General features: G+C 46.7%; 23 protein-coding genes. 9 read left to right on the forward strand and 14 right to left on the reverse strand.

Features of this window, described 5'->3' with window-relative positions:
• Positions 1–528 precede the first annotated feature (528 nt).
• From phoU to KO533_RS22065, 4 genes are all read right to left on the reverse strand, one after another.
• Positions 529–1239 carry a phosphate signaling complex protein PhoU gene (phoU, locus tag KO533_RS22050; protein WP_028760530.1) on the reverse strand — a complete coding sequence of 237 codons (711 nt, stop codon included), beginning with the start codon at positions 1237–1239 and terminating at the stop codon, positions 529–531.
• Between the two features lie 70 nt (positions 1240–1309).
• Positions 1310–2128 (reverse strand): phosphate ABC transporter ATP-binding protein PstB, encoded by an 819-nt coding sequence (pstB, locus tag KO533_RS22055; protein WP_028760531.1) that lies wholly within the window; start codon positions 2126–2128, stop codon positions 1310–1312.
• A 33-nt stretch (positions 2129–2161) separates the two neighbouring features.
• Positions 2162–3820, reverse strand: coding sequence for a phosphate ABC transporter permease PstA (gene pstA / locus KO533_RS22060; protein WP_028760532.1), 1659 nt, complete (start codon positions 3818–3820; stop codon positions 2162–2164).
• A gap of 59 nt (positions 3821–3879) precedes the next feature.
• Positions 3880–6138, reverse strand: coding sequence for an ABC transporter permease subunit (locus KO533_RS22065; protein WP_219256160.1), 2259 nt, complete (start codon positions 6136–6138; stop codon positions 3880–3882).
• Positions 6139–6338: 200 nt separating this feature from the next.
• On the opposite strand from KO533_RS22065, the gene KO533_RS22070 reads away from it, so the two are divergent.
• From KO533_RS22070 to KO533_RS22080, 3 genes are all read left to right on the forward strand, one after another.
• Complete coding sequence (locus tag KO533_RS22070; protein WP_028760534.1) at positions 6339–6839, forward strand: ACT domain-containing protein; 501 nt, start codon at positions 6339–6341, stop codon at positions 6837–6839.
• Between the two features lie 456 nt (positions 6840–7295).
• The gene (locus tag KO533_RS22075) at positions 7296–7949 is read left to right on the forward strand and encodes a DedA family protein (protein WP_168823092.1); all 654 of its coding nucleotides are present in this window, start codon (positions 7296–7298) and stop codon (positions 7947–7949) included.
• A 161-nt stretch (positions 7950–8110) separates the two neighbouring features.
• Positions 8111–8932 (forward strand): DUF2797 domain-containing protein, encoded by an 822-nt coding sequence (locus tag KO533_RS22080; protein WP_219256161.1) that lies wholly within the window; start codon positions 8111–8113, stop codon positions 8930–8932.
• A 248-nt stretch (positions 8933–9180) separates the two neighbouring features.
• Here KO533_RS22080 and KO533_RS22085 read toward each other — a convergent pair whose 3' ends face one another.
• Complete coding sequence (locus KO533_RS22085) at positions 9181–9852, reverse strand: DUF4136 domain-containing protein (RefSeq protein ID WP_219256162.1); 672 nt, start codon at positions 9850–9852, stop codon at positions 9181–9183.
• 400 nt (positions 9853–10252) lie between these two features.
• Here KO533_RS22085 and KO533_RS22090 point away from each other — a divergent pair, with 400 nt between their 5' ends.
• A complete protein-coding gene (locus tag KO533_RS22090) occupies positions 10253–10846 on the forward strand; it encodes a LysE family translocator (RefSeq protein WP_113938904.1) in 594 nt (197 codons plus the stop codon).
• 26 nt (positions 10847–10872) lie between these two features.
• Positions 10873–11427, forward strand: coding sequence for a DUF1415 domain-containing protein (locus tag KO533_RS22095; RefSeq protein WP_028760539.1), 555 nt, complete (start codon positions 10873–10875; stop codon positions 11425–11427).
• A gap of 229 nt (positions 11428–11656) precedes the next feature.
• On the opposite strand, the gene KO533_RS22100 is transcribed toward KO533_RS22095, so the two are convergent.
• From KO533_RS22100 to KO533_RS22140, 9 genes are all read right to left on the reverse strand, one after another.
• Entirely contained in the window at positions 11657–12184 is a 528-nt protein-coding gene (locus tag KO533_RS22100) for a DUF4303 domain-containing protein (protein WP_219256163.1), read from the reverse strand.
• 122 nt (positions 12185–12306) lie between these two features.
• Positions 12307–12780, reverse strand: a complete 474-nt coding sequence (locus tag KO533_RS22105) for an NTF2 fold immunity protein (protein ID WP_219256164.1) — start codon at positions 12778–12780, stop codon at positions 12307–12309.
• A 185-nt stretch (positions 12781–12965) separates the two neighbouring features.
• A complete protein-coding gene (locus tag KO533_RS22110; protein WP_219256165.1) occupies positions 12966–14252 on the reverse strand; it encodes an acetyl-CoA hydrolase/transferase C-terminal domain-containing protein in 1287 nt (428 codons plus the stop codon).
• Between the two features lie 169 nt (positions 14253–14421).
• Complete coding sequence (locus KO533_RS22115; RefSeq protein ID WP_219256166.1) at positions 14422–15558, reverse strand: ABC transporter permease; 1137 nt, start codon at positions 15556–15558, stop codon at positions 14422–14424.
• Complete coding sequence (locus tag KO533_RS22120; RefSeq protein WP_219256167.1) at positions 15548–16504, reverse strand: ABC transporter ATP-binding protein; 957 nt, start codon at positions 16502–16504, stop codon at positions 15548–15550. Before KO533_RS22120 ends, KO533_RS22115 begins: the two co-directional genes overlap by 11 nt.
• Positions 16501–17511 (reverse strand): HlyD family efflux transporter periplasmic adaptor subunit, encoded by a 1011-nt coding sequence (locus KO533_RS22125; RefSeq protein ID WP_219256168.1) that lies wholly within the window; start codon positions 17509–17511, stop codon positions 16501–16503. The genes KO533_RS22120 and KO533_RS22125 overlap by 4 nt, the downstream gene beginning before the upstream one ends.
• Complete coding sequence (locus tag KO533_RS22130) at positions 17511–18212, reverse strand: TetR/AcrR family transcriptional regulator (RefSeq protein WP_168823112.1); 702 nt, start codon at positions 18210–18212, stop codon at positions 17511–17513. The genes KO533_RS22125 and KO533_RS22130 overlap by 1 nt, the downstream gene beginning before the upstream one ends.
• A 185-nt stretch (positions 18213–18397) precedes the next feature.
• A complete protein-coding gene (locus KO533_RS22135; protein ID WP_113938914.1) occupies positions 18398–18745 on the reverse strand; it encodes a hypothetical protein in 348 nt (115 codons plus the stop codon).
• Between the two features lie 592 nt (positions 18746–19337).
• Positions 19338–19538, reverse strand: a complete 201-nt coding sequence (locus tag KO533_RS22140; RefSeq protein WP_168823115.1) for a hypothetical protein — start codon at positions 19536–19538, stop codon at positions 19338–19340.
• On the opposite strand from KO533_RS22140, the gene KO533_RS22145 reads away from it, so the two are divergent.
• The 4 genes from KO533_RS22145 (at position 19537) to KO533_RS22160 (ending at position 25811) form a co-directional block, all read left to right on the forward strand.
• The gene (locus KO533_RS22145; RefSeq protein ID WP_219256169.1) at positions 19537–20394 is read left to right on the forward strand and encodes a hypothetical protein; all 858 of its coding nucleotides are present in this window, start codon (positions 19537–19539) and stop codon (positions 20392–20394) included. The genes KO533_RS22140 and KO533_RS22145 overlap by 2 nt on opposite strands.
• Before the next feature lie 11 nt (positions 20395–20405).
• Positions 20406–21734 (forward strand): DUF4785 domain-containing protein, encoded by a 1329-nt coding sequence (locus tag KO533_RS22150; protein ID WP_219256170.1) that lies wholly within the window; start codon positions 20406–20408, stop codon positions 21732–21734.
• A 431-nt stretch (positions 21735–22165) separates the two neighbouring features.
• Positions 22166–25414 carry a winged helix-turn-helix domain-containing protein gene (locus KO533_RS22155; protein ID WP_219256171.1) on the forward strand — a complete coding sequence of 1083 codons (3249 nt, stop codon included), beginning with the start codon at positions 22166–22168 and terminating at the stop codon, positions 25412–25414.
• A gap of 19 nt (positions 25415–25433) precedes the next feature.
• Complete coding sequence (locus tag KO533_RS22160; RefSeq protein WP_219256172.1) at positions 25434–25811, forward strand: DP-EP family protein; 378 nt, start codon at positions 25434–25436, stop codon at positions 25809–25811.
• Positions 25812–26013: the final 202 nt, after the last annotated feature.

Genomic DNA, 26013 nt, shown 5'->3' on the forward strand with positions numbered 1-26013 from the left:
TGATACTCCTAGGTTTGCGACCGAAGCAGGTCGCGTCTAGCAAGTATTTAGGATGAGGGGCAAAAGGATGGCTTTATCTTGTTCCTGCCGCAAAGCGGCTTCGTTCAACAAAGTAATCAAGCGGATAATTTTTAAATCTACAGATTACACGAATGCTCGAAAGGTGAGCCATGGTGATTAGCGAGACGACCGTCCGCCCCATGGACGGGGGCGGTCGAGCATCCAAGGATGGACTTGCTGCGCGTCGGTGAGTGAATACCATGGCAAGCCTGTATGAATGAGTATCAGCAAACGCTAAGCCCCCCAACAACTGTAGTTAAAGCTCACTCCGGTATAATAGCCTGCAGAATTTTCCAATGCGTTTTTACCAAATCGAATTGACTCATCATTGCTATTAGTACTGTCAAATCAGTCTATAAAAGCAGTCGGCATTTATTAAGCCGCATTTAAAAGCCCTAAAAGCAAAACGCTCCACAAAGACTGCGGAGCGTTTTATTCAAGCATTAAAACTGCAGATTAATGCGTGTGTTAGCCTTTCATGTCCTTTTCCATATCTTCGTAGGAAGTATGGCGAACGTCTTTACCTTTCACGTAGTAGATAATGTATTCACAAATATTTTTACAGCGGTCACCGACACGCTCTACTGCGCGTGCAGCCCATAATACGTCGAGTATGTCTGGGATTGAACGCGGATCTTCCATCATATAGGTCATTAACTGGCGAATAATGCCTTCATATTCACGGTCAAGCTTAGCATCTTCTTTATGCAGCTCTAACGCGGTATCGGCATCCATACGGGCCAAGGCATCTAAAGTCGCATGCAACATCCGAGTCGCATGACGCCCCATATTTTCAATGCTAACTAACAAAGGCTGCTGATTATTCAAACGTTTATCTAATGCCGCTTTTGCAATCCGCACACAGGCATCACCAATACGCTCAAGATCGGCGATAGTTTTTGAAATAGCGATAATCAAGCGTAAATCACTGGCCGCAGGTTGACGCTTAGCAATAATACGCGTGCATTCTTCGTCAATGGAGACTTCCATCGCATTAACTTTATGATCGCCTGCAATCACCCGCTGGGCTAACTCGGCATCGAGGGCACTTAAGGCATCAATCGCTTGCTCTAGCTGACGTTCAACCAAGCCACCCATGGCGAGCACTCGATTACGGATATCATCCAGCTCAGCGGTGAACTGACCCGAAATGTGCTTACTTAAATTCATGTTTTCCATTGCGTTCCAACCTGTTACTTAACTGTTGACCCATACCAAGCCGTGGTGGCCTTATCCGATACTCAAGCGATTAACCGTAACGTCCTGTGATGTAATCTTCAGTCTTACGTTTTTTCGGCGTGGTGAAAATCGTATTAGTATCAGCATATTCAACTAATTCACCCATATACATAAAGGCCGTTTGATCCGATACTCGCGCCGCCTGTTGCATGTTGTGAGTCACGATAACCACAGTATATTTCGTCTTAAGCTCAGTGATTAACTCTTCAATAGTCAGCGTCGAAATCGGATCGAGTGCCGATGTTGGTTCGTCGAGTAATAACACTTCTGGCTCAATGGCTATCGCACGGGCAATCACCAGTCGTTGCTGTTGACCGCCAGATAAACCAAAGGCGTTATCGTGCAATCTGTCTTTAACTTCGTCCCAAATCGCCGCGCCGCGCAATGAACGCTCAGCCGCTTCGTCGAGTTCACGACGGTTATTCAGCCCTTGCAATCTCAAGCCATAAACAACGTTTTCGTAAATCGACTTAGGGAAAGGATTTGGGCGTTGGAACACCATACCGACATTACGGCGCAGGGCCGCGACGTCGATTTTCTTGTCGTAAATATTCTGGCCGTGCAGCAAGATCTCGCCGCCAATATGACAATTATCAACTAAGTCATTCATGCGGTTAATACAGCGCAATAGTGTCGATTTACCACAACCACTGGGGCCGATAAAGGCAGTGACTTGCTTCTTGGGGATCTTCATCGATACATTAAACAGCGCTTGCTTATCACCATAGCGCAAATCTAAGTTACGGATCTCCAGCGCGGTGTCGTTCTGGCTTAAGTTAGCTAAATCAAAGTTATTGGTTTTCATTGCTGTCGAATCTATAGAAATCATATTTAGTCCTAATACTTTCAGGATAATCGCTGATTAGTGCTCAAGCGAACGATATTTTTCACGTAAGTGGTTACGCACGCTAATGGCCGTCAAGTTGAGTGCCACAATCACAGACACCAGCAAGAAAGAGGTCGCATACACCAGAGGACGTGCCGCTTCAACGTTAGGACTCTGGAAGCCCACATCATATATATGGAACCCTAAGTGCATGAACTTACGTTCTAAATGCACAAACGGGAAGTTAAAGTCCAGTGGTAATGTTGGCGCTAATTTCACGACACCCACCAACATCAGCGGTGCCACTTCACCGGCAGCACGAGCGACCGCTAAAATCAAACCCGTCATGATCGCTGGACTCGCCATCGGGATCACAATCCGCCACAGGGTTTCAGCCTTAGTCGCGCCCAGTGCCAAACTACCTTGACGCACCGCGCTTGGAATACGACTTAACCCTTCTTCAGTCGACACAATAACCACTGGCAGCGTCAAAATCGCGAGGGTTAATGCCGACCAAATCACCCCTGGCGAACCAAAGGTAGGAGCAGGCAAAGCTTCAGCGTAAAACAATTGGTCGATGGAACCGCCCATCATGTACACGAAGAAACCTAAACCGAATACGCCATACACAATCGAGGGCACACCCGCTAAGTTGATTACCGCAATGCGGATCATCTTAGTAATAGGGCCTTTCTTCGCATATTCATGTAGATAAACCGCCGCGACCACGCCAAATGGCGTCACGATAACCGCCATCAACATCACCATAAATACAGTGCCGAAAATCGCGGGGAACACGCCGCCCTCAGTGTTGGCTTCACGCGGATCGTCACTCATAAAGCGTCCAATACCAACAAACCACTTACCAATTTTGCCTATGAGTCCTAAGTGATTCACATAGGTCACATCCAGAACGGTATCGAGCTTCAGTTCAACTTCTTCGCCGCGCATATCTCGGACGATAACCGAGTCACGCGCCGCATCATCACGCAGGGCAAATAACGCCTTTTCAAGCACTAAGTAATCTTCTTGCAGTTGAGCTCTCTTGGCGACCAACTCAGCTTTTATACTGTCGGTCAGTTCCCCATCCAGCTCGAAACGACGCTCCTGCAAACGCAATTTTTCAATGGCGTAGTTAATCGAACCAATATCTTGCTTCTGCAAATCAACCGCTTTGTCCGATAAGGCAACAGCGCGTTCGATATGCTCCATTAAGGAGGATTCAATCGCATCATTCACTAAATCGAGACGCTTGCCATTTTCAATCACAGCTATCGGATAACCGTAGAAGTTACCGTTTTTAGCCCGCTCGATCAGTGCGACCTCGCTTGGCACAGAACGGCTAACAATGTCCGTACCTAATATCCAGCGGAAATCCAAACCCACAAATTCACGGTTACCGGTTTTCACTAAGTAACGGGTCACAAACTCGCCCGGGTGTTGCTTAAACACATGGCCAGCAGCAATCAAACGCTCAGTCGGTACTTCTTCCCTATCGTAAACCTCACCAATTAAGGTCGAACGTACACCCGTGTTATCTTCAAGCTCCCACTGGTAAACGGTTGCAGGCCAAAAGTAACTTAAGCCACGCCATGCGATTAACAATAATAAGCCTAAGACGGCAATCAAACTGATGCTCACGGCACCGCCCGTCATCCATATCCATGGCGAGCCTGATTTTACCCACTTACCCATTGCACAAACCTCTCAAGGTCACTGGCGAAATAGTATTTAATGTCATTGTCTTATCCCCGTTACAGCGAGCTATAGCGTTCACGTAGACGCTGTCTCACCACTTCTGCAATGGTGTTAAAGAAGAATGTAAAGATGAATAGTACGAACGCAGCAAGGAAGAGCACACGATAATGCGAGCTACCGATAGCCGATTCAGGCATTTCAACCGCAATGTTTGCCGCCAAGGTTCGCATCCCTTCGAACACACTCCATTCCATGATGGCGGTGTTACCGGTGGCCATCAGTACGATCATGGTCTCGCCAACGGCGCGGCCAAGGCCCATCATAATGGCCGAGAAAATCCCCGGACTTGCGGTTAACAACACCACGCGTGTCAATGTCTGCCAAGGCGTCGCACCTAAGGCTAAGCTGCCGTTAGATAAATGACGCGGTACAGAGAAAATGGCATCTTCAGCGATGGAGAAAATCGTTGGGATCACCGCAAAGCCCATGGCAATACCGACCACCAGCGCGTTACGTTGGTCGAAGGTGATCCCCAGTTCGTTAGTGATGAATTGACGGGTATTACCATCAAACAGCGCCACTTCGATGATTGGGCTGACCGCAAAAGAGAACCAACCCACGAAACAGACCACAGGGATCAACATCAGCTCTTGGTACACTTCGGGTAAACGTTGTTTCCACTTACCCGGCAACCTACTCCAGCCATAGGCAGACGTGAGTATCGAGGTCGGCAATAAGATCAGTAGAATTAAAATGCCGGGGAGATGCTCTTCAATCAGTGGCGCTAACCACAGCCCCGCCAAGAAGCCTAAAATCACCGTTGGTAATGCTTCCATGATTTCAATGGTCGGTTTCACGAAACCGCGCACCTTAGGCGACATAAAGTAAGCAGTGTAAATCGCACCAGCAACGGATAAAGGCACGGCAAATAACATGGCATAAAATGCCGCTTTCATTGTGCCGTAGGCCAATGGCATTAAGCTCAGCTTAGCTTCGAAATCGTCAGAGCCTGAGGTCGATTGCCATACATATTGTGGCTCTGGATAACCTTCATACCACACCTTGTCCCACATGGCGCTCCATGACACTTCTGGGTGGGAGTTTTCCACACTGAAGATATGCAGCTTTTTGTCCGCCTCAACGACTATGCCGTTTGAGCGTGGGGTAAAGCCCATTTTACCGGGGTTTTTAAGGTCAAACTTTGCATCAAACAGTTCACGATGACTCGTGGTATAGAGTAGGGTTAGCTCACCCTCAGGGCTCACAGTCGCGAAACTCTTACGATAAAACTCAGAGGTAATCGAGCTGATGGGCGGTAAGTCATCAAACTGACGAATCTCTTGATATAAACGCCCTTTTTCACCATTAACTTGGAAGTACTGCGCCACAATACCTGTGTCATAACTGACCAGTAATGAACTCGCACCCGCCAGCAAAGCCACGTTATTGACTTGTGCCTTAGCACGTTCAACATCAATCACCTGCAGCAGATCTAAGCTGTCAGTATCACGGATGTCGTACACGAAAATTTTATTGCCAGTTTGCAACATCAATTGACGTTGATCGGGCGTCATCAGCTCGTGGGAGACTTTCTTCGGCGCATCTTGAATTTGTGACGTCGTAGAAACCCACTCCACTTCTTCAGTCATCATGTTCTCTTGCCCTTCGAGACGAGTGAGGCGCCAAACACCACTCTCATCTTGATAAGCAAAACTCATTTTGTCTGAGCTATAAGTGAAGGTCAGCTTATGAATCGCGCTGCCCGTCTTATCGACTGTAATGGGGGTTTCACCTGCGGGATAACGCAGTTTTGGTGTGATTAAACGTTTGTTATTGGGGTACGTTAAACCAAACTCTAGGCCCGCCACTATGACCTGACCATTACTTAATCCCAGCGCAAAACGTTGTTCGCTCGGTACAGCAACGGCGGCGCTGGTGACTGTAACACCCGCTGGTAACGTCGGGGTAAAGCTAGAAAGTAAGCTACCGTCGGCAACAGTATAGAAGTCCACTTGACCATGAACGCTCACACGGTACATCACCTCATTTTGCTCTTCAGCACCCACCATTAAGGTCGGCACATCCGCGTGTTGATAGCTCACACTCTTAACGGGTGTGACATCAGCACTGTCGAAAATGGGTTTAATCACATACAACAGATAAAAGAAGATCAACAATAAGGCGACAAATACCATAGTGCCGCCGATAGTGACGCTGATTTGCGCCGCTTTATCCTTAAATGCCCTGCGATTCGAGCGTCCGCCTTTAAGCATACTGTGCGATGCAGAACCAGGTTGAGTGACCTGACTTTCCATTAAGAACCTCTATTATTAATAGCTAGCGAGTTTTTTCGCTAGGATTTGCCGAGTGCTATGCTTACACTGTTTGAACGTAAACTGAGCAATAACAACATCCTTTATTCTAAGTGCGTTGGATTATATGACGCAAAGATGACAGTTGTGTTACACCCCGTTTTAAAACAGGTGCCTTTTACAAAAAATAGGAGTCAGTCACTATGCTACGATACTTAATCACACTACAAGCACCTGATAGAAAAGGATTAGTAGAACAAATCGCCCATGCTGTGAGTCGTCATGGCGGCAACTGGCTCGACTCAGAATTACGCCATATTGACGGTGTCTTTGCCGCGATATTGTTACTCGAAGTGCCGTCACTGCGCATGGACGAGCTTATTGAGGCCCTAGAATGCATCGATAGCCTGTCCCTCACCTACTCCAAAACCTCGGTCGCCCTTAAGCCCATCAAACGCTTAAGTTACAACCTAGTGGCCTATGACAGACCCGGACTTGTGCTCGATATATCCAATAAAATCAATGCAATTGGCATCAATATCGAGCAGTTTAGTAGTCAATATGAAACCGCAGGCCACACAGGTATAGCTTTGTTTCGGGCAACCATAGGCCTTGGACTCACAGATCTCGCCCAAGAAGATCAACTGGTAGAATCCCTCTATGCTCTTGGGGATGATCTCGTGCTCGATAGATTAAGCCGTTAATGCCATTGACTTTTACGGCAAGCTAACACTTAGGACGCCAACACATTTAGAGAGTGCACTCGCAATGGCACTTTCAAACAGCACTTTAAGAGCGCTTAAAAACCGATATTCGCGGCAAGGTGTTCAAATTAAGTTAAGCCAGTGCAATCAATACTGAATAGTTAGAATGCGCATAGGAATCTGGCAAATGGGTTTGTAAGTTGATGTCATCATTCGAAATTTATTAACCCTATAATAATGCTTAATATTTTCACTATAAAAAGCCCACAAAACCCGATTACTGAACCATAAACACACTAACACCAACAAAATTTAATGTTGTAACTGCCTTTCGATTCATGCTCCCTTGGTAGAATAACCCACGAAACACCATAGCTCCGGTTCAGAATGACCACTTTGCCGCTTTCGAGCTTTACCACCTTTATGTTTTATCAATTATTTTAGGGAGTAGTACGTATGGAGCAGTTATACGAACTGGCCCAAGCCATGATACACAATGATCTAGCGGTTTTAGCCAATCCTAAAATCGCCCTCATGGTCAGCGCATTAATTTGTGGCTTTTTAGTGTTAGAAAATGGCTTTATTCCCACCGCATTTTTACCCGGAGATAGCCTACTCTTTCTCACTGGAGTGCTGATTTATCAAGATATTCTTCATATCGGTATTATGCCGTTATTGGTTCTAGCAACCTTTACAGGTACAGCTATAGGTTATTTACAGGGTCGATTTTTAGGGCATACCCAAATTTACCAAAAACTGCTGTCGAATATTGATATCAAACATCAGGAAAAAGCGACCCACCTTATTGATAACTATGGAGTGATAACCCTGCTACTCGCACGTTATATTCCTTTTGTTCGTACCGTTTACCCCTATATTTTAGGTGCAACGGGTATTTCTTCCCGTCGTTTTTTACTCATTAACTTCATCAGTTCAATGGTGTGGATTTTTTCCGTTGTTGGTTTTGGATATCTCATTAGCCATACCCAATTAGCAACAAAATACCAAACACAATTTATGAGCATAATCATTTACTTACCAGTAGCCTTGCTTACTTTCGGTATTATTGCCTTAGTGTACAAATGGTTAAGTAAAACAAAAGAGGTTTAGGTGCACTCAGTCAATCGACTTACTTATCGAAAAATCCTATCTAAACTGGCTTGGATAATCTTGTATACTAACGGCAACGCAATGACGATATAACGGAAGCGTGCACTAGAACGCATGATGAGCGACTAAGCTGCACCAGAACGCAACACATTAGGATGACCATGTTAGGAACGCTAAAAAAGATGCGCGTGCAGTTAGATGACGCGCAACAAGTGCAATATCAACTCGTTGTCGGTGATGAGTTACTCCCGCTCAATCCATTGATAGGCAAGCAATTAACCTTGACCCATACGGGCAATATCTTCTGCTGCAACTGCGGTAAAAAGAGCAAGAAGAGTTACTCGCAGGGCCATTGTTTTGTCTGTATGCAAAAGCTGGCGAGTTGCGATATGTGCATCATGAAGCCGGAAACTTGTCATTACGACCAAGGCACTTGCCGCGAACCAGAGTGGGCCCAGAGCCACTGTTTTGTGCCGCATTATGTCTACTTGTCAAATACCTCGGGCGTTAAAGTCGGCATTACCCGCCACACTCAACTGCCCACCCGTTGGATTGACCAAGGTGCTACCCAAGGTTTACCGATTTTTAAAGTCTCAACAAGGCAGCTCTCAGGCTTAGTCGAAGTAGAATTGGCAAAACTGGTTAATGATAAAACCCATTGGCAAGCCATGTTAAAAGGCCATGCCGACGATATTGATTTAAATGCTAAGGCTGCGGAACTGATCCCACAAATTGAGACTAAGTTACACGAAATCGGCATGAAAAAAGGCGATTACAGTATCGAGCGTTTGCACGAAACGATTCTGCCAATTCATTATCCAATTGACTCCTTTCCGAAGAAGATCACTTCGCACAATTTCGATAAAGATGTAGTCGTCAGCGGAATTTTGCAGGGGATCAAGGGGCAGTATTTAATGTTTGATACGGGCGTGATTAACATTCGTAAGTTTTCATCCTACGAGATCACAGTCGAGCACGACTGAAACAGTCTGAAATCAAAATGGAACTTCCCTCCATTAAAATGAAAAAGCGCGGCAGTTTTCACTGTCGCGCCCTTTATTGAGATGGCTGTCACTAAAGTACCATGTCCCACAGTTCAAAAATGGGAGCTAGCACCACAAACATGGGACCAAGACACCTCAATTAAGCACTAATCCCGTTTATCTGACGAATGCTCCTACCCAAATGCTGACTCAATTCACTTAGAACTGAACTAAAGCTCAAACGCTGACTAAGGAGCCACATTAACCGACGGCATATTGGCTAACATACTGGCAATGAGACTGTCGAAATTTTCGGTTAGCTCATCCATCTTTTTAATGTTGCCAAAACCTTGGGCAAGCACTCGCCAAATTGGCTCATCAACGCCCTGTATTTTAGTGGGTTTAAAGAGCGCTATCACCACGGTACCTTTGTCATACTTTTGGGTATTCACACCGTCGGTTGACAGCCCTGCAACCAAGCCTGTTACCGCCAAAATTTGTTCATCGCTCATTTCAGTTCCCATAGCGACGCCAAAGCCAACCTGAAAATCCGCCAGTAGTGGATCTTCAACCCAGCGATATCCCTTACTCTGCAAAGTTTGCTTTAATACGGCTTGCATGTGTTGCAACACTGGCTGCGGATCTAAGCGTTTATCTGTGATGATTTTTTGAAATTTAGGATGCCAAGTGAATGTCATTGCCGTTGACGGTAATTCACTGAGATCGCCAGACATCACGATTGTGGTTCGCAACGGCTGCGCCGCGTTATCCGTCACAGTTACGCACCCAGTAAGACCTAAAACGCTGCTAAAAAGCAGTATTAACACTCTCAAATACCGACTTAACACTCGGTCGGGAACTCGACTGAGCTGTCGATTTAGCACTCCACTTAGCTCACTATGTAATGATGGATTCATCATGCCCTGTTACCTCAATCTATAAAATGCTGTCTAAGGATAGTTGCTATTACTAAAACTGAAAGCTGATATCCATCATAGTGTTAAATCAGCATATTCCAATATATCTTGATATTCGTACTAACACAGAAAACCATCAAACTGCGCTAGCCCTATTCTCACGCCATTAATCCCATCGAGGCATGTACATATTTTGTTATTCTTTTTAGTTTATAAACTCGCTATGTCGTATAGGCGCGGCAACATTTAATCGCTAGAATGCCTCGCCTGCGTTGCAATCAAATGTCGCAATTATAAATAATTGCAACACAGTATTGCGTACCCTCCGATGAGTAAATCGCAGGCTCAATGCGGCAAATAATCACAATGCCATAAAACTAAAATAAAAGGTGTGGATCTATCTATGGAGTTAATACTCGCTATCGCGTTGTTTGCCTTTTCATCGGGGATCACCCCTGGGCCTAACAATATTATGCTGATGACCTCAGGGGTAAACTTTGGCGTAAAACGCAGTATTCCGCATCTTATGGGAATAAGCCTTGGCTTCCCGACCATGATCCTCGCGATAGGTTTGGGCTTGAGCGCCCTATTTCAAAGCTATCCTATCATCCATCAAGTGATTAAAGTCGTCGGCATAGGTTACCTTTTGTATCTGTCTTGGTTGATTGCCAACAGCAGTAGCAAGATGGAAGGTAAAGCCATTGCTAAACCCTTCAGTTTTATCCAAGCCGCGGCCTTTCAATGGGTCAACCCTAAGGGCTGGATCATGGCCGTGGGCGCGATTGCGACGTTCACGTCAGTACAGCAGGATTTGACCCCGCAGGTCATCACTATTGCAACGGTATTTTTGTGCGTCGCATTTCCCTGCGCTATCGTCTGGCTCGGCTTTGGTGTAGCCCTTAAACGCATTTTAAAAAATGAGCGCCAACAGAAGATTTTTAATATCAGCATGGCGCTCTTGCTTGTGGCGTCTATCATCCCTATGATCGCCCCCTAATTTTTAAGCACGAGCAAACGACCGCCATGAACGAAATTGACATGATCACTCAACAAACCGACGACTGGGTGAAAAAAGTGATCATGAAATACAATATTTGCCCCTTTGCCAGACAAGAAGTCGAGCGCGGCAGTATTCGGTATCTGGTGGTGGAACAAACCAAAGTCAAACTCGTACTCAAGGCATTGATTGAAGAATGCCAATACCTCGACGCCCACCCCGAAGCCGAAACCACACTGTTTATTCTGCCCCGTGGTTTTGAGGGGTTTTATGCCTACCTCGACCTCATCGACATGGCAACCGATACGCTTATCGAACACGAGTACGAAGGCACCTACCAACTCGCCACCTTCCACCCAGACTATTGTTTCGATGGCGAACCACAGGACGGGGCAGCCAACTTCACCAACCGCGCGCCCTACCCAACCCTGCACATCATCCGCGAAGCCAGCATGGAGTTAGCCCTTGCTAACTACAACGATCCCGAAACCATCCCAGAGCGCAATATCGCCTTTTGCGAACGCAAAGGCAGCGACTTTTTCGTCAAACTGTTAGCAGAGTGCATGGGGAAATCCTCATAACAACTCATACTAGGCAGCTTTAATGAAATTGCGGCCCTTATCACTGAAGCGGATGAAGCCCTTTTCGATAATAACGTCAATATCCAGCCAATCTATGTTGAGCTGATTAAAACGATGATTGTTAACCATGTAGGGCTTGAGCAAGGCAACAAGATAATCGAGCAATTGGAAATCAGGGCCTACTAATTAACGTAGATGTTAATGATTTTAAAGTGTTTAAAATCAATTTTTATAAAAATCTATCGGCCAGCATATCAGCAACATCTTCGTCATGGTCGATACTAAAGGCCATAAAACCATCGATTTTAGGGATCGCTTGATAGACTTCAGTTTGGGTAAACTGCACTAGGCATTCGTTAAACACTGCGCGTATTTGCCGCACTATCTCCTCCCACTCACTAAAGTCATCCTCGGGTAAGCTCTGTTGAATCGTCTGCAACTCATCCTCTGAAAGCAGGTAACATGTACTAAAACATTGATACTCCCAGTCACCTGTATTGAATTTAAGTTCTTGGATAGCCTCAGGGCTTTGGTATGACTCAGCCCATTCCCCAGACTGGTAATAGGCCCATCGCTGCTGAAAATCTGCCTCTGTATTAAAACAAAGATTTAATTCTGCGTATTCAGCATGGGTGTCAAAAGCAAAGGCATAAAAGGTTTTATCAGGATGAGCTAATAAAAATTGCTCAACCTCAACCGTTGTAAACCGCAATGTCTCGGCTTTGATTCGAGCAATAAGAGCATTATCTAATGGCATAAAGATGTTCCATTTACACAATATTTTTTGTGTCTCAATGCATCACTTAAATTAAACCGACGTTACTAAACTCAATGCTTTAGTCATTTTTTACTGACGTCAAGCATTGAGATTAAGCTGAATTAAAGGATTTGTACGCTCCATTTCTCATTGCCATAGCGACGATTTTTATAGCTATCGATACGCCATTCATCGGCTTTTTTAAGAGCAATAAACAAATACTCATCTTCGAAGTTAGTGTTGGTTTTAATATAGATTTCGGCTCTGCTTTTACTTTTTAAAGTAATTTGCACTTCAAGAGGATGATCGCAACCATTAAATTTTGAAGGAAACCCGAAGGAATTACGCACTTTTCCGCCGTAAACACGGGGCTTATCGGTACAAAAATCGTCAAATAATGGCGCTATTTGCTCACTCAGTAAAGCAAACCAATCGGTTTGCTTTGCATAATGGAATTCAGCCACTGGCAATTCCTGCCGTAGCTTATCTTCTTCGGCAGTTCTTTCGGTATAGAGGGTATTTTCGATACTGTTCCAGCGCGTACAAAAAGATAACACCCTCTTTGTTAAATATGCTTTTAATTCAATCTCATCCATTTAAATTATTGACTCCTTTATTTATAAGTCTGTCGGTCAAACCCGCCAAGAGTTTATACCATATCGGGACAGACGAATGACTCTTTACCGCGATTAAACGACGTATTAAAACCAACCCTTTACGCTCAAACGAGCTTGCACCACTGCAAACTCGGCAGCAAGCCATAACACCAAGATTTACAATGCTATAGATTTAATCCCCACACATCAAAGGCATCACGACTTAATTGTTCCCTAAAATCTGGGTGAGCGATGGCGATCAGCGCTTGTGCTCGTTCGCGCAGTGAACGGCCGCGTAGATTGGCGGCGCCGTATTCGGTCACAATGTAATGCACATGGGCCCGAGTGGTGACAACCCCTGCGCCAGGTGATAACACGCTTGCAATGCGAGAAAGCGTTCCTCCCGCGGCAGTGCTGGGTAGCGCAATAACAGAACGACCACCTTCAGATAACCCTGCTCCGCGGATGAAATCCATCTGGCCGCCAACACCTGAATAGATTTTAGTGCCAATGGAATCGGCACACACTTGGCCTGAAAGGTCGACCTGCAGCGCCGAGTTAATCGCCATCACATTAGGATTTTTACGGATAATGGCCGTGTCGTTAACTTGTTCTATGTCCATAAAGATGACCGCAGGATTATCATCAACATAGTCGTATAATTTCTGGCTACCCAGGGCGAAACCTGTGACGAGTTTTCCCGGATAAAAACGCTTCTTGCTGTTGTTAATCACATCCTTTTCAACCAGTTGCAATATACCGTCAGAAAATAGCTCTGTGTGGACGCCTAAGTCTTTATGTTCGGTTAAGCAAGACAGTACGGCATCGGGGATCGCACCTATACCCATTTGCAAACAATCGCCATTACGCACCAATTGGGCAACATTTTTACCGATCGCCAAGCTCACCGCATCCCCCGTCGCGAAGGAATGAATGGGCAACGCCGCGCTCTGCTCATACACAGCGGCAAAACGGTCGATATGGATAAAGCTGTCACCATGGGTTCGCGGCATTTGTGGATTAATATGAGCGATGATCTTACCCGCGACTTGGCAAGCTGCGAGCGTTGCTTCAACCGAAATGCCTAAGGAACACATGCCATGCTTATCGGGTGGCGACACTTGGATAATTGCGGTATCAATTTTTTGCTCGCCGGAACGAAATAACTTAGGCACTTCAGACAGGAAAATCGGCACATAATCCGCGTCACCACTTTGCAGTAATGCCCGCGTTGGCAGCCCACCGAAAAAACATCGATGGCGTAAATGCCCCTGTAAACTGGGATGGCTTAAGGATTCGGCGCCTTCAGTATGTAACTGTAACAGGGTGAGATTTTCTTTGGTGAGTGCATGCTGCGCCAACGCATCTAATAAAATGCGCGGTGTGGCGCCCATGGAATGAGTCCACAGCGTCTCGCCGCTTTGAATTAAAGCAACCGCATCGAGCGCGCTATGACAAATGATTGGAGGCATAATGAATTCCCTTCGCTAAGCATGATGGCGGCAATCGCCCTAGCGGCAGTGTAAGGGATATCCTAATTAAGCAACATCGATTTCAATGGCTTAGCGCGACTGTTTACTGATAATTTGCGCTATATCAAAACTCGGCACTTTGCCCTTGATGATGAAACTCAGTACAGGGTTAATCCAAGCGCTTCGAAAATCTCATACTGGCGATCAATAACCCAATACAAGTAAAACCTATCATCCACAGGGCATCAAATTGCAGATCCATCACTTGGGCATCGCGCAGCACTATGGCCCGTGACATGCGCATAAAATGGGTTGCGGGTAAGGCTTCGGCAATCCACTGCGCCGCGATAGGCATGGCTTCGTAGGGGAACATAAACCCCGACAATAGAATCGATGGCAGCAGGATAAATACCGTCATTTGCATCGATTGCAACTGGGTTTTCGCTATGGTCGAAATCACTAATCCTAAGGTTAAACTGGCGCAAATGAACAACATAGCGGCAAGGGCGATAGAATCAAGCCCGCCGCGAATGGGCACATCGAACAACAGATGCCCTGCGCTCAGGATAATGGTCACTTGCACAAAGCCAACCATCACATAGGGCACGATTTTACCCAGCATCAACTCCAGTGGCCGCACTGGCGTAGTGATCAAAAACTCCATATTGCCCTGCTCGCGCTCACGCACTATGGCGGCGGAAGTAAACATCACCATGGTCATAGTCAAAATCACGCCCAATAGGCCGGGCACTATGTTGACCACAGAACGTTGCTCGGGATTGAAATATTGCACCACTTCAAAACTCGGTATCGCCGTTTTTAGTGCTCTTCCTGCGACTTCATCCAGTGGCATTTGCCTTAGGCTACGAATAGTTGAAGCGACAACCGTATCTGAACCATCCACCAGCCATTGGCCAGCGGGTTGTGCGATATAGGACTGGGCTAAATATTGCTGACCCACAAAGCTTGGGTGACGCACTAAGCGCTCATCGAGATCGGCGGGCAAATACAGCACGGCTTTGACTTCGCCGCGAGTGATCGCCGCCTCAGCCTCGGCGGCACTTAAATATCGCTGCTTAAAATCTACTACCTGCGTTGCTTCCACCGCCTTAACCAGTGCGCGACTGTAGGCAGAATCACTCAAATTAACTAACCCAGCAGGCAGATGGCGAGCATCGGTATTGATGGCATAACCAAACAACATCAGTTGCACTAACGGGATCATGACTATCATGCCAAAGGTCATACGATCCCGCGACAACTGCCGCAGCTCTTTGACCACAATCGCAAAAATCCTACGCCACATGGTCAGTCTCTCCCTTGGAAATCCCAGTCAAGCGCTCGCCGGTGCAAGTGACAAACACATCTTCTAAGCTAGCGCGCACTTCTTCCATCGTCCGGCTGGCAACTCTTGGTTTAAGCCAAGCAAGCGGATCTTCAATATCGCTGCGCACTAACACCCGCAAACGACTGCCGATTTGCGCCGCTGACAATACCGCAGACTCGCTGATCAGTGATTGTTTTAAAGTGCGTAAGTCGTCCCCTGATATCTCAACCACCCGAGCCCCCATCGCCGCCATCAGCTGCTGGGGTGAACCGTCGGCGCGTTTTATCCCGCGCTCTAAAATCGCAAGACCATGGCAACGCTCGGCCTCATCCATATAGTGAGTCGACACAAGTATCGTAGTGCCTTGGGCACAGAGATCGAATAAGCGCTCCCAAAACTCGCGTCGATTTTCAGGATCGACCGCCGATGTCGGCTCATCGAGAAACAATAATTCGGGGTGATGTAAGGTCGCTGCCGCTAAGGCCAAACGCTGTTTCTGGCCGCCACTCATGGAGCCCGCCATTTGTTTCTCGCGGCCGACTAAATCGTATAGCGTGACTAACTCGGCTATTCGCAGCTTTGATGCTCGGCGGTTAAGGCCATAAATTTGCGCGACAAACTCTAAGTTTTCCTGCACCGAAAGATTGTCGTACAGGGAAAATTTTTGCGTCATATAGCCAATGCGGCGACGCAGTTTTTCCTCGGCGCCGGGTAAGGTTTCACCCAATACGCGGATATTCCCCGATGTGGGACTCAGTAACCCAGTCAACATACGAATTGAAGTCGATTTTCCGCAGCCATTGGGGCCGAGAAACCCATAAATTGTGCCCTTGGGAATGGCGAGGTCGAGGTTTTCCACCGCATTAACACCATCAAAGGCGCGGGTCATCCCTTGGGTCTCGATAGCAAAATCAGCGCTTTTCATGGCTGCTCCACTTTTTGCTGCACTCCTTGCAGCACATCGAGTTGCAGCACATCGAGTTCAACTTCTAATGCCATGCCAGTAGGTAGTTCCTGATCTGTGGCAGAAATAGTAATATCGGTCAAATACATCAGCCGCGCCCGATCACGTTCATTCAGCGCATAAAATGGCGTGTAAGCAGGTTGACTGCGAATATTGCGCACAGTGCCAGCAATCGGTATCTCGCGGCCATCCACAAGAATATTGACGCCATCGCCCGCCTTCACTCTGTCTAACCAAGTCGCGGGCAGGTAAACCCGTACATAGGGATCCTCGCTCGCCAGTAAACCAATCAACTGAGTGCCTGCGGCAATGCGATCGCCGACTCGCCAAGGCAACGTATCGACAACGGCATCACGCGCCGCCACTAAGCTCAAGTCTGCTAAGGCTTTTTGTTCGATGGCTACACTGGCGCGAGCCGCAGCCACCGCCGCTTTGGCCTGCTCTAGCTGCTCACTACGGGTGCCATTTTCTAGTAGTCGCAGGCTTTGCTGCGCCTCGGCTTGCTTAGCGAAACTGGTATCCCGCGCCGCACGGGCCGTATCTAAATCCGCTTGGCTAAGTACTTTAGTGGCAAATAAACGGTTTGTTCGTTCAAAGGCTCGCTGAGCCTCTTTCACGCTGGCATTTGCCCCGTCGAGCACGGCCTTGGCGCGTTCTATATCCTCTAAACGCGCCCCTGTGACCGCCTCAGAAAGTTTAGCTTTAGCCTGTTCAAGCTCGGCTTGGCGCAGGGCAAGGCGCGCATTGGCTGAGGTTGTATCGAGCTGAATTAACACCTCACCCGCCTTAACCTGTTGACCTTCAACCACATTCACTTGAGTAATCAACTCACCTACGGGCGCGGTAAGTGTCAGCCTGTCCCGCTCGACAGTGCCAAGCACTCTGGGCGGCGCTTCAGTGCAGCCGACTAATAGCAAGATCACAAAACCCACACTCACGTGCGTCAGAATTTTAAAATTCACACTCATTACGACTTCCTCGGTTCACGCAGTACACCTTGGGTAAAAACCTGCATATTGTGCAGCGCTAGACGCTGTAAACCATCAGCATCGGCACTAAAAAAGCCGAACTGACGCATTAACACCGGGGGCGCAATAAGCGGAAAGACCATCAGACTCACGAAACTGAGGCGTGCTAAATCGGGATCTAATCCCTCCTTCAATAGCCCTGCATTGACTAATGTGGATTCGAGCCATTGCCGCGAGAGGGATAAAATTTGCTCAAAAACAGACAACATAATGCGATAGGGTTCTGAGCCATCGCCTTCCTGTAACACCCGTATAATCAACCGTGGCAATCCTAGGTTAGGTGCCATAACGCGATAATATGTCTGCATAAGTTCACCCAAGTTATTAGGGGCATCCGCAGCGGATATTTCGCGAAAACGCGCTAATACCGGCTCAAGGGTTTCCCGCACCATTTGTTCGAACAGGCCCGCTTTTGAACCAAAATAATAACGAATAAGCGCGGCATCAACCTCGGCTTCGCGAGCAATTTCACGGGTAGAAACGCTGGGATAACTGCGATGACTGAAGAGACTTAGGGCTGCGATAATTAAGCGTTGGCGGGCATCGGAATCCCCTTTCGGACGACCAGGAGTCTGCGGCTGTGATTCAGTTTGGGCGGTAAATGGCACAACCCCCTTTGGGCGACCGGGAATAAGCGACATAGCAAGCTCCAGCAAAATTCATCTATTGATGAATATACTGAAAAGCCGCGTAAAAAGGCAGCAGTTAAATTCCTCATTTTCATTGATATTGAGGAATTTAACCCTAGGACTGCATGGTTAAAATTTAGATACCGTTCAATCGAAAAATTAAGCGGCCTTCTATTAAAGATTTATACAGTAAAAGCTTATGCGCCTTTCACTATCGCACTCAAACGGGTAATGAATTGCTGTACGGCTTCAACTGTGTCAAAACTAAAGGCAAGGCCATAATGGGTTTCGGTCAAACTCTTATGCAAACGTTTGGGGAAACGTGTCATCTCGGCATTGTGGAAATAGTCGTATTTGGCATGCACGCCTGCAATAGTGGCAAGTTCGCCGGAAAAGACTTCGAATGCGGGACGAATAATCAAGTTTGGTGATTTACCGTCGAGGTGTAAATAGAAAGCCTCTTTGGTTTCTGGGAGCATGTATTCAGTAATGTTTTTTATGGTGAAGTTAGTGCGACATTGCAGTCCACTTAAGCAGCTCACCATCTTATTATGTTCTATCGCCAAACTTATTCTCCCGTGTTTGTTGTCTATTTAGATTAAACCTGCCCATATCGCGCTACTTTTTCTACTCCCAGTCAATCCATGGCTCAGATGACTGATTAAGATAAGAAGAATGTCATCTCGGCAATGTTGGTTTATTCCGTTTATCCCACTTTACCTCAGCTCAGCCTAATCGGTTTAGTCTTTAAATGCACTAAAGTGATACCCATATCCCAGAGTAAATGGGCGAGTTTGAATTATTTATCACAAAAAACCTTTATATACAGAATGATAAACTGATTAACTCAAACACTAAGCGGGTGTCACAGAAAATTCTTTTGTGTAAGCAAATCGATATTTCAAACACGATAAAGCACAATTTAGTTTATTAGGCATTGCTTATCATCAGGTTACCAACCTTTAGTTTGACATTAAAACGAACCGTTCAAAATGCGACCCTGCGATTGCATTTTATAATGATGGTTTTACTTGCCAGCTTAAAATGTTGCGTCTAGGTTAATAAGCTTGAGTTAAGTCCTGTTGATAATGGCTAAGTTACGGCAATCACATTTGATGCCAACGTAAACTAGCGCATTCACGCTATCCCGTCGTATTCAGGCCTTAAGTCATGTTTTACCCAAAATGAGTAACCCGCGCTTGAGCGCCTATAAACCGAGCCATGCCAGCCGATTTCAAGCTTATTTACGGCAAATCCTGCATTAACTGACTTGCCCTGAACTGTCGCAACGGACTGGCGGCCACAATCAACAAGACCAACAACACGAGATATAGCCATGAAGATCAAAAAAGCCCTCATGCTCTTGGGTCTGTTCGCTGTCAGCCCAGTAACGTTAGCCGCAACCGGAGTCGCCTTTATCCATGGTACGGGTCACCAGACCAATGCCTTAGCCGATTACTGGACGCCCGAATTTGTTAACTCAGTGCGCCAAGGCATCCCAGTGCCAAACAATTACACAGTGATCAACTGCGACTTTGACCAATATATGTGGGAAGAAAGCGCTGCAGGTTGTCTGACCACGCAGCTCAATAGCTTTATCCAAGCCAAAAATATCGACGACTTAATTCTGCTGACCCACTCCAATGGTGGCAACGTAGTGCGGTGGATTTTATCTAATCCAACGTGGGACAGCCGTTATCCTGCAGTGATCAACGCCACCTCAAAGGTTATCGCCATCGCGCCTTCCAGTGCTGGTACGCCGCTGGCCGACGCGGTGAACCAAGGTAATGTGTTCGAAACCAGCTTAGGCTGGCTCTTAGGCTATGGCAGCAACGCGGTGAAACAACAGCAAGTCGGTTGGATGGCAAACTACAACAACGCTTGGCTTAATGGCACAGCGGGTCGCCCATCGCTGGGTAAACCCTTCGAAGTCGTGGTGGGCTCAGATGTTGATTCCGCCATTTGGGACAGCGACAGTTACTGCGCGGGTTATCAATACCAAGTCGCGCTCGAAACCACCCAAAACTGGCTCGATAGCTGCTCCGACGGCTTCTTAAATTGCAGCTCACAAAAGGCGGCTGGCACTGTCTGGTTTACTGATAAACAAAAGACCCGTGGCCAAGAGCCCTTAAGCCATCAGCAGAGCCGTCGTACGTGTTTCAACTTAGACACGCTGATCCGCAACCACATTTAAGGAGCACTAAGATGCACACACTCAGCAAACTTGCCAGTGTCTTGGCGCTAAGCGGACTGCTTGCAGCCTGCCAAGATGAAGCCACACCCATAGATCCCAAAACCAATGCCAGCCCAATGTACGCCAAAGGGTTAACCCTAGCCGCGCCGAGCGATACCGATTTAGTCGATAGCAATATTGCCAGCCCAACACTCACGCCCATCAACACCAGTACGGATTACATTAGCTTTATCACCCCGCTGTACGGTGAGTATCAAGCGAGTATGCTTAAGCTGGAGCAAGCCAGCCAAAGTGACGAGTATTGGGTCAATGTAACAGGCGCACAGCTTAATGCGGGCGTGGGCCTCACCATGAGCCAAGCGTCTAGCTTAGTACGCATTGCACCTCGGGGCGATACCCGCTCTGGCGCCTTAATGCACGCCGAGGTCATTGCCCCTGAGCGCGTGCAAATTCAGCGCGTTCCCCCTAATCAGTCACCCCAAGGCAAAGCAGCCAACAGCAGTGGGATAAACACCAATGAGTCACTGGTTAAATCGATGGTCAACGCCGATGCTTTGGCTAGCGCAGGGTTAACCGATGATTCCAGTGCATTGCAAATGTCGGCGAAGGCCACACCGGGCGAATATCGCCTGCAGGTCAGCCAGCCGTTAACACCGAGCGCCAGCTACTTAGTCAATGTGAAGGAAAAAGGCTCGCCCTATCAACTAAGCGTCAAAACCCCCACCGCCATCGCGGCGGATGCGCAAACCCTTGGGCTTGAACTCGCACTCAGCCAAAGTGATAACACCTTTGTGCCACAGGCAAAACTCAAGCAAGCCGATGGCAATATGCAACCGCTGGCGATGGTAAAACAAGGAGAGACATGGCAAGCGGTGATCCCCGCTGGCGTCGCACTTTCGAGCAGCAATGCAGGTTTCAGTGAAATTGAAATCACAGTGCAAACCCAAGTCGATGGCCGACCTGTGCAGCGCACGGTCAAATCTGTTTTTAAGTCTTTTGTCAATTCGGCGAGCATCAAGCCCGAAGTGCTCACGGTTTGGGATAAAGGCTTGCCTAACCAAATCAACTTTGAGTTATCGGTCGCCGAGGCGGGACGTTTTGGCTTAAGTGGCACGTTAACCGGCACCAACGCCGAAGGTCAAAAGGTGGCGATTCTACGCACCCAAGCTGCCAATTGGCTGACTCCAGAGTCGCCGAAGTTAAAGCTGATGTTAGATCCTAAGCTTATCCAAGCCTCGGGTTTACAGCCGCCCTTCGAACTCAATGAATTAGAACTGCAAGATCAAGGTCAAATGGCCAGATTAAGCTATCAAGCCAAGGCACTAACCTTAACGCGCTAATCCAAAGGGACGAATGTTAAGAGGCTAACGTTAAGATACTCAGCTTAACGTGCTGATAAGTCAGGCTTGTTAGCCTTAAGTTCCTCTCTAATACAAAGTGCCCAATCACGGGCACTTTTTTATTGTTTATTTTTGTGATTTACACCTAAAAGCCATCACCTTATTTAACATCTAGCGTAAAGCACAAACTGTTGACATAAAAATGACAAGCTAAAGACTATTCACCACACATCACCCTGATAAAATTTACATTGATTATCAAGGGTTATTCCTTTTAAATAACAATCATCAACGGCATAATGTCAAGGTCTTGACGCCAGACCTTTGAATGACAAGCACAGATCTTTATAACAATACGTATAACAATAAGAGTGACTCACAGCGCAAGTTTTTACCGTGCCATGGTCAATACTCAATAAATGGACATCGTTATGAGTGACAGCACATTTTTCTTTGGTGAATGGCAAATCAATCCCAGCGCCAATAGTCTGCTCCTTGGCAAACAAGTCAAACAACTTGAGCCCAAGGCGATGGATGTGCTGCTATTTCTCTGTCAACGGGCGGGCGAAGTCGTCAGCAGTGATGAAATAGTCAGCCACTGCTGGCCAGGTGTAGATACCGGCGACAATCCACTACACAAGATTATCAATCAGTTACGTAGAGCATTAGGCGATAGCGCCACCGATCCCACCTATATAGAAACCATACGCAAACGCGGCTATCGCACCTTAGCCGAAGTGCGTTTTCCTATCGGACACCAAGCCACCGCCAGCCCACAGAGTTGGCAAGGCGGCTCTCCCTTTCCGGGGCTGCAAGCCTATAGCGCTAACTATGCCGAGGTGTTTTTTGGCCGCAGTGAACAAATCAGCACTTTGCTTAACCGGATAAGCCAACAAATCCTGTTTGGCCGTGCCTTCTGCCTGATCTTAGGTCCAAGTGGCAGCGGTAAATCTTCCCTGATTAATGCGGGTGTTGTGCCCAATTTAATGAAGGGCGACGGCTATAACGGCATTGGTGTCGCGTCATTCAGCAGCTTAGATTTTGCCGATGTGAGTAAAGGGCAACTACTCACCGATCTTGCCAGTGCTATGCTCGACTGGGAAATCAACGACATCCCAGTATTCGAAGGCATGAGCGCTGAGACTCTGGCGATTCAACTCATCGAAGATATCCAAAGCGTAATCGACCAGTGCACCCAAGCGCTCAAGGCTAAACCCTTTTCTAATCCGTTTTTTGCCTTGTTTATCGACCGATTAGAAGTGTTGCTCTCATCACCGCTATTTAGCGATACCGAACGAACTCAGTTCATAGAATTATTGGAACAACTCGCCACCTCAAAAGCCGTGATTATCATCAGTGCCTGTCGCAACGATTTTTATCCTTTATTGGTCAATTACCCAAGCTTAATGGCGGGTAAAGCCCGCGGCGCCCACTTTGACTTAGCACCGCCAACACGCACTGAGCTATTACAAATGATCCGCCTGCCCGCAGTGGCTGCCAACTTAAGCTGGGAAGTTGACAGCGACACCGCAATGCCGCTCGATGAAATGCTCTGCAGCGATGCCGCCAGTAACCCAGATGCGTTGCCCATGTTGCAATACACTCTGCAAGCCTTGTATTTACAGCGCAGCGCCGACGATAAGTTGTTAGTCTCGGTTTATCATGCACTGGGCGGTATTGAAGGGGCGATTGGCAAAAATGCCGAGCAGGCGATTTCCCATTTAAGCGATGCCGAAAAAGCCAGCCTACCACGGATTTTATCCCTGCTAGTCACCCTGCGCGAAGATGAAAAGTCCATCACCAGCCGCACCGCTCGCTGGTCGCAACTGCAAAGCACGGCCGAAACCGCCCTAGTGCAAGCCATGGTCGATAGCCGCTTATTCGTGTCGCATCTGCAAAATGGTGAACCCTGTTTTAGCATCGCCCACGAAGCACTTTTACGCCGTTGGCCTCGGGCAACCGCTTGGATTAGCGAGCATAACGACAGCTTAAGCATTAAGAGTCGCCTACAGCATTTATCTAAGCGTTGGCTCAGCGAAGCCAAACACAGCGCTTATCTGCTCGCCGAAGGCAAGCCGTTAAAAGAGGCCCAAAGCCTCAGCCAAAATCCGTTATTCGATTTAGACGATCCCGAAACTGCCTTTATCGCAGCCTCCAGCAAACGCGCCAATATGCTGCGCTGGACGAGGCGCCTAACCGTCGCCCTGCTGTGCGTCCTCACCTTAACCTCCGTCATTATGAGCGTGCGCAGCATAGAAGCCGAAAAACTTGCCCTGCAAAAACGCCTCGCCGCCGAAGATTTGCTCGGCTTTATGGTGGGTGACTTCGCCGACAAGATGCGCGGCATCGGCCGTATGGACTTACTCGACGGGATCAGCAATAAAGCACTGGAATATTTCAGTGATTTTTCTAATAAAGAAGATGATACGCACTTAAGTTTTGATGCCCGTTTCCAACATGGCCAAACCTTAGAGGCCATGGGTGAAGTGGCCTATTCGCGCAATAAAATCGATGAAGCTCGCAGCGCATTACTCGCGGCACAGGAAAAAATGCTGCCACTGCTCGAATTGCAGCCGGAAAACTTAGCCCTACTGAAAACCTTAGGTGCCAATGCCTTTTGGTTAGGCCAGCTTAAGTATGATGTGAGTGATTGGTCGGCATCACGCCCTTTTTGGGAGCAATATTTACAATACAGTCAAGCCATGTATGCCATTGCGCCAGAGGATAAAGATGCGCTGATGGAGCTGTCCTATGCCCATAACTCACTCGGTTCCATATCAATGAACCAGCAGGAGTTTGCTAAAGCAAAGCAAGATTTTGAAGAATCATTACGGCTTAAATTGCTCGCCTTGGCAAAAGCGCCAGAGGATAGCCAATTAATTGCTGACGTGGCCAATGCACGCTCTTGGCTAGCGAGCGCTGCTGTATCACAAGGGGATATAAATACCGCTATCCAAATCCATGAAGAAATACAGAAAGCCTTGGTAACTAAAAATCTTGAAAAACAGCCTTATTTACTCGATAGACTTACAGGAAGTTATCAAAACATCACCACACTTTTAAGTTATCAAGGCCGCCGAAAAGAAGCTTTGAACAAAGCCTCTTTGGGGCTTGCTACTATTGAGAATGCATTTAAACAAGACCCTGAAAATGAACGTTGGAAAAGGTTAAAATATTATTCATATTCACAAGTAATTGAGTTCGTCACTAGTGAAAGCCAATATTTAGCACTTGAAAAATCAACGAACATGAATTTTGATGATAAATCTTCACTAATCAAGTCCTCAACATACAAAGATATCTCTGCAAAAATCTATTTGTCCAAGGCAAAACTCATGCTAAACATTGGAGAATTAAAAGAGAGTTTAAAATTCGCAAAATTAGCAACCGAATCATATCGAGAACTAGCAAATGATTTCAATCAAGAAATAACCTATATAGCAAACCTTGCAATAAGTGAATTACTACAAGCTAATATCTATAAAAAACTGGGCGAGCCATTTTACATTGAGTTATGTAAAAGTGTTAGAAACAAAATAACGCCTTTTACTGAAAAAAACAAAGACCCAATATTTACGATTTCCTATGCAAAATCGCTCGATTGTTTAGGAGTACTTGATACACATAAAGAGCTTATTCTTTTTTTAGAAAAAAACGATATTAGAAATATTCGATTCTAACCACACAAGGAACATAAAGATGACTGCACCACAAGGCTTAGCTCAATTTGTAAAAGTGAATGTCACCCTAGAAAATGGTGAACCTGTATTTATTTATACCGATGCCAATGGCCAACAGTGTCAAGGTGACGTCAATGTCACTCAAGCTGGCACAATAACTTACCTGCTGAATGACCAAACCGGTAAAGGGCTAAAATTTGTGGGTGTGGGTTTTGTTACCCCATTCGATAAAATTATCGATGCGGTCACCATCAGCAGCGATGGTATGTTAGTACAGCTAGTAGACCTCGATAGAACACCAGGGACTACTAAGTTCCAATTTGTACTGAGCAATACAACTAATACCTTACTGGTGTTAAGTCCAGATCCAGAAGTTATCAACCATCCTAAAAACTAGGGTCTGTGGATTGGATTTTTCTCATGATTTCTCTCAGGACAGCCATATCTTTTCTAGATAAACGCCTCCTGAAATGAGCTCAAAATGCTCTGCTCTGAAGAATCCCCTGATGATTTACATATAAATCATTAGATTGGAGTGAACTTACACCTTGAAGTGTGATCTGATGGAAGTGCGAACAAACATCAATCACAGGGCTTCA

It is taken from the genome of Shewanella sp. NKUCC05_KAH, from assembly GCF_019345585.1.
Classification (GTDB): domain Bacteria; phylum Pseudomonadota; class Gammaproteobacteria; order Enterobacterales; family Shewanellaceae; genus Shewanella; species Shewanella oncorhynchi.

Coding starts and splice junctions, on each gene's coding strand:
- KO533_RS22100 (WP_219256163.1), bottom strand. CDS start 12,184: ATGCCATTAGATAATGCTCTTATTGCTCGAATCAAAGCCGAGACATTG.
- KO533_RS22095 (WP_028760539.1), top strand. CDS start 10,873: ATGAACGAAATTGACATGATCACTCAACAAACCGACGACTGGGTGAAA.
- KO533_RS22090 (WP_113938904.1), top strand. CDS start 10,253: ATGGAGTTAATACTCGCTATCGCGTTGTTTGCCTTTTCATCGGGGATC.
- KO533_RS22065 (WP_219256160.1), bottom strand. CDS start 6,138: ATGGAAAGTCAGGTCACTCAACCTGGTTCTGCATCGCACAGTATGCTT.
- KO533_RS22150 (WP_219256170.1), top strand. CDS start 20,406: ATGCACACACTCAGCAAACTTGCCAGTGTCTTGGCGCTAAGCGGACTG.
- KO533_RS22105 (WP_219256164.1), bottom strand. CDS start 12,780: ATGGATGAGATTGAATTAAAAGCATATTTAACAAAGAGGGTGTTATCT.
- KO533_RS22135 (WP_113938914.1), bottom strand. CDS start 18,745: ATGGTGAGCTGCTTAAGTGGACTGCAATGTCGCACTAACTTCACCATA.
- KO533_RS22125 (WP_219256168.1), bottom strand. CDS start 17,511: ATGAGTGTGAATTTTAAAATTCTGACGCACGTGAGTGTGGGTTTTGTG.
- KO533_RS22080 (WP_219256161.1), top strand. CDS start 8,111: ATGTTAGGAACGCTAAAAAAGATGCGCGTGCAGTTAGATGACGCGCAA.
- pstB (WP_028760531.1), bottom strand. CDS start 2,128: ATGATTTCTATAGATTCGACAGCAATGAAAACCAATAACTTTGATTTA.
- KO533_RS22155 (WP_219256171.1), top strand. CDS start 22,166: ATGAGTGACAGCACATTTTTCTTTGGTGAATGGCAAATCAATCCCAGC.
- KO533_RS22075 (WP_168823092.1), top strand. CDS start 7,296: ATGGAGCAGTTATACGAACTGGCCCAAGCCATGATACACAATGATCTA.
- KO533_RS22085 (WP_219256162.1), bottom strand. CDS start 9,852: ATGATGAATCCATCATTACATAGTGAGCTAAGTGGAGTGCTAAATCGA.
- KO533_RS22115 (WP_219256166.1), bottom strand. CDS start 15,558: ATGTGGCGTAGGATTTTTGCGATTGTGGTCAAAGAGCTGCGGCAGTTG.
- pstA (WP_028760532.1), bottom strand. CDS start 3,820: ATGGGTAAGTGGGTAAAATCAGGCTCGCCATGGATATGGATGACGGGC.
- phoU (WP_028760530.1), bottom strand. CDS start 1,239: ATGGAAAACATGAATTTAAGTAAGCACATTTCGGGTCAGTTCACCGCT.
- KO533_RS22145 (WP_219256169.1), top strand. CDS start 19,537: ATGAAGATCAAAAAAGCCCTCATGCTCTTGGGTCTGTTCGCTGTCAGC.
- KO533_RS22120 (WP_219256167.1), bottom strand. CDS start 16,504: ATGAAAAGCGCTGATTTTGCTATCGAGACCCAAGGGATGACCCGCGCC.
- KO533_RS22160 (WP_219256172.1), top strand. CDS start 25,434: ATGACTGCACCACAAGGCTTAGCTCAATTTGTAAAAGTGAATGTCACC.
- KO533_RS22130 (WP_168823112.1), bottom strand. CDS start 18,212: ATGTCGCTTATTCCCGGTCGCCCAAAGGGGGTTGTGCCATTTACCGCC.
- KO533_RS22070 (WP_028760534.1), top strand. CDS start 6,339: ATGCTACGATACTTAATCACACTACAAGCACCTGATAGAAAAGGATTA.
- KO533_RS22140 (WP_168823115.1), bottom strand. CDS start 19,538: ATGGCTATATCTCGTGTTGTTGGTCTTGTTGATTGTGGCCGCCAGTCC.
- KO533_RS22110 (WP_219256165.1), bottom strand. CDS start 14,252: ATGCCTCCAATCATTTGTCATAGCGCGCTCGATGCGGTTGCTTTAATT.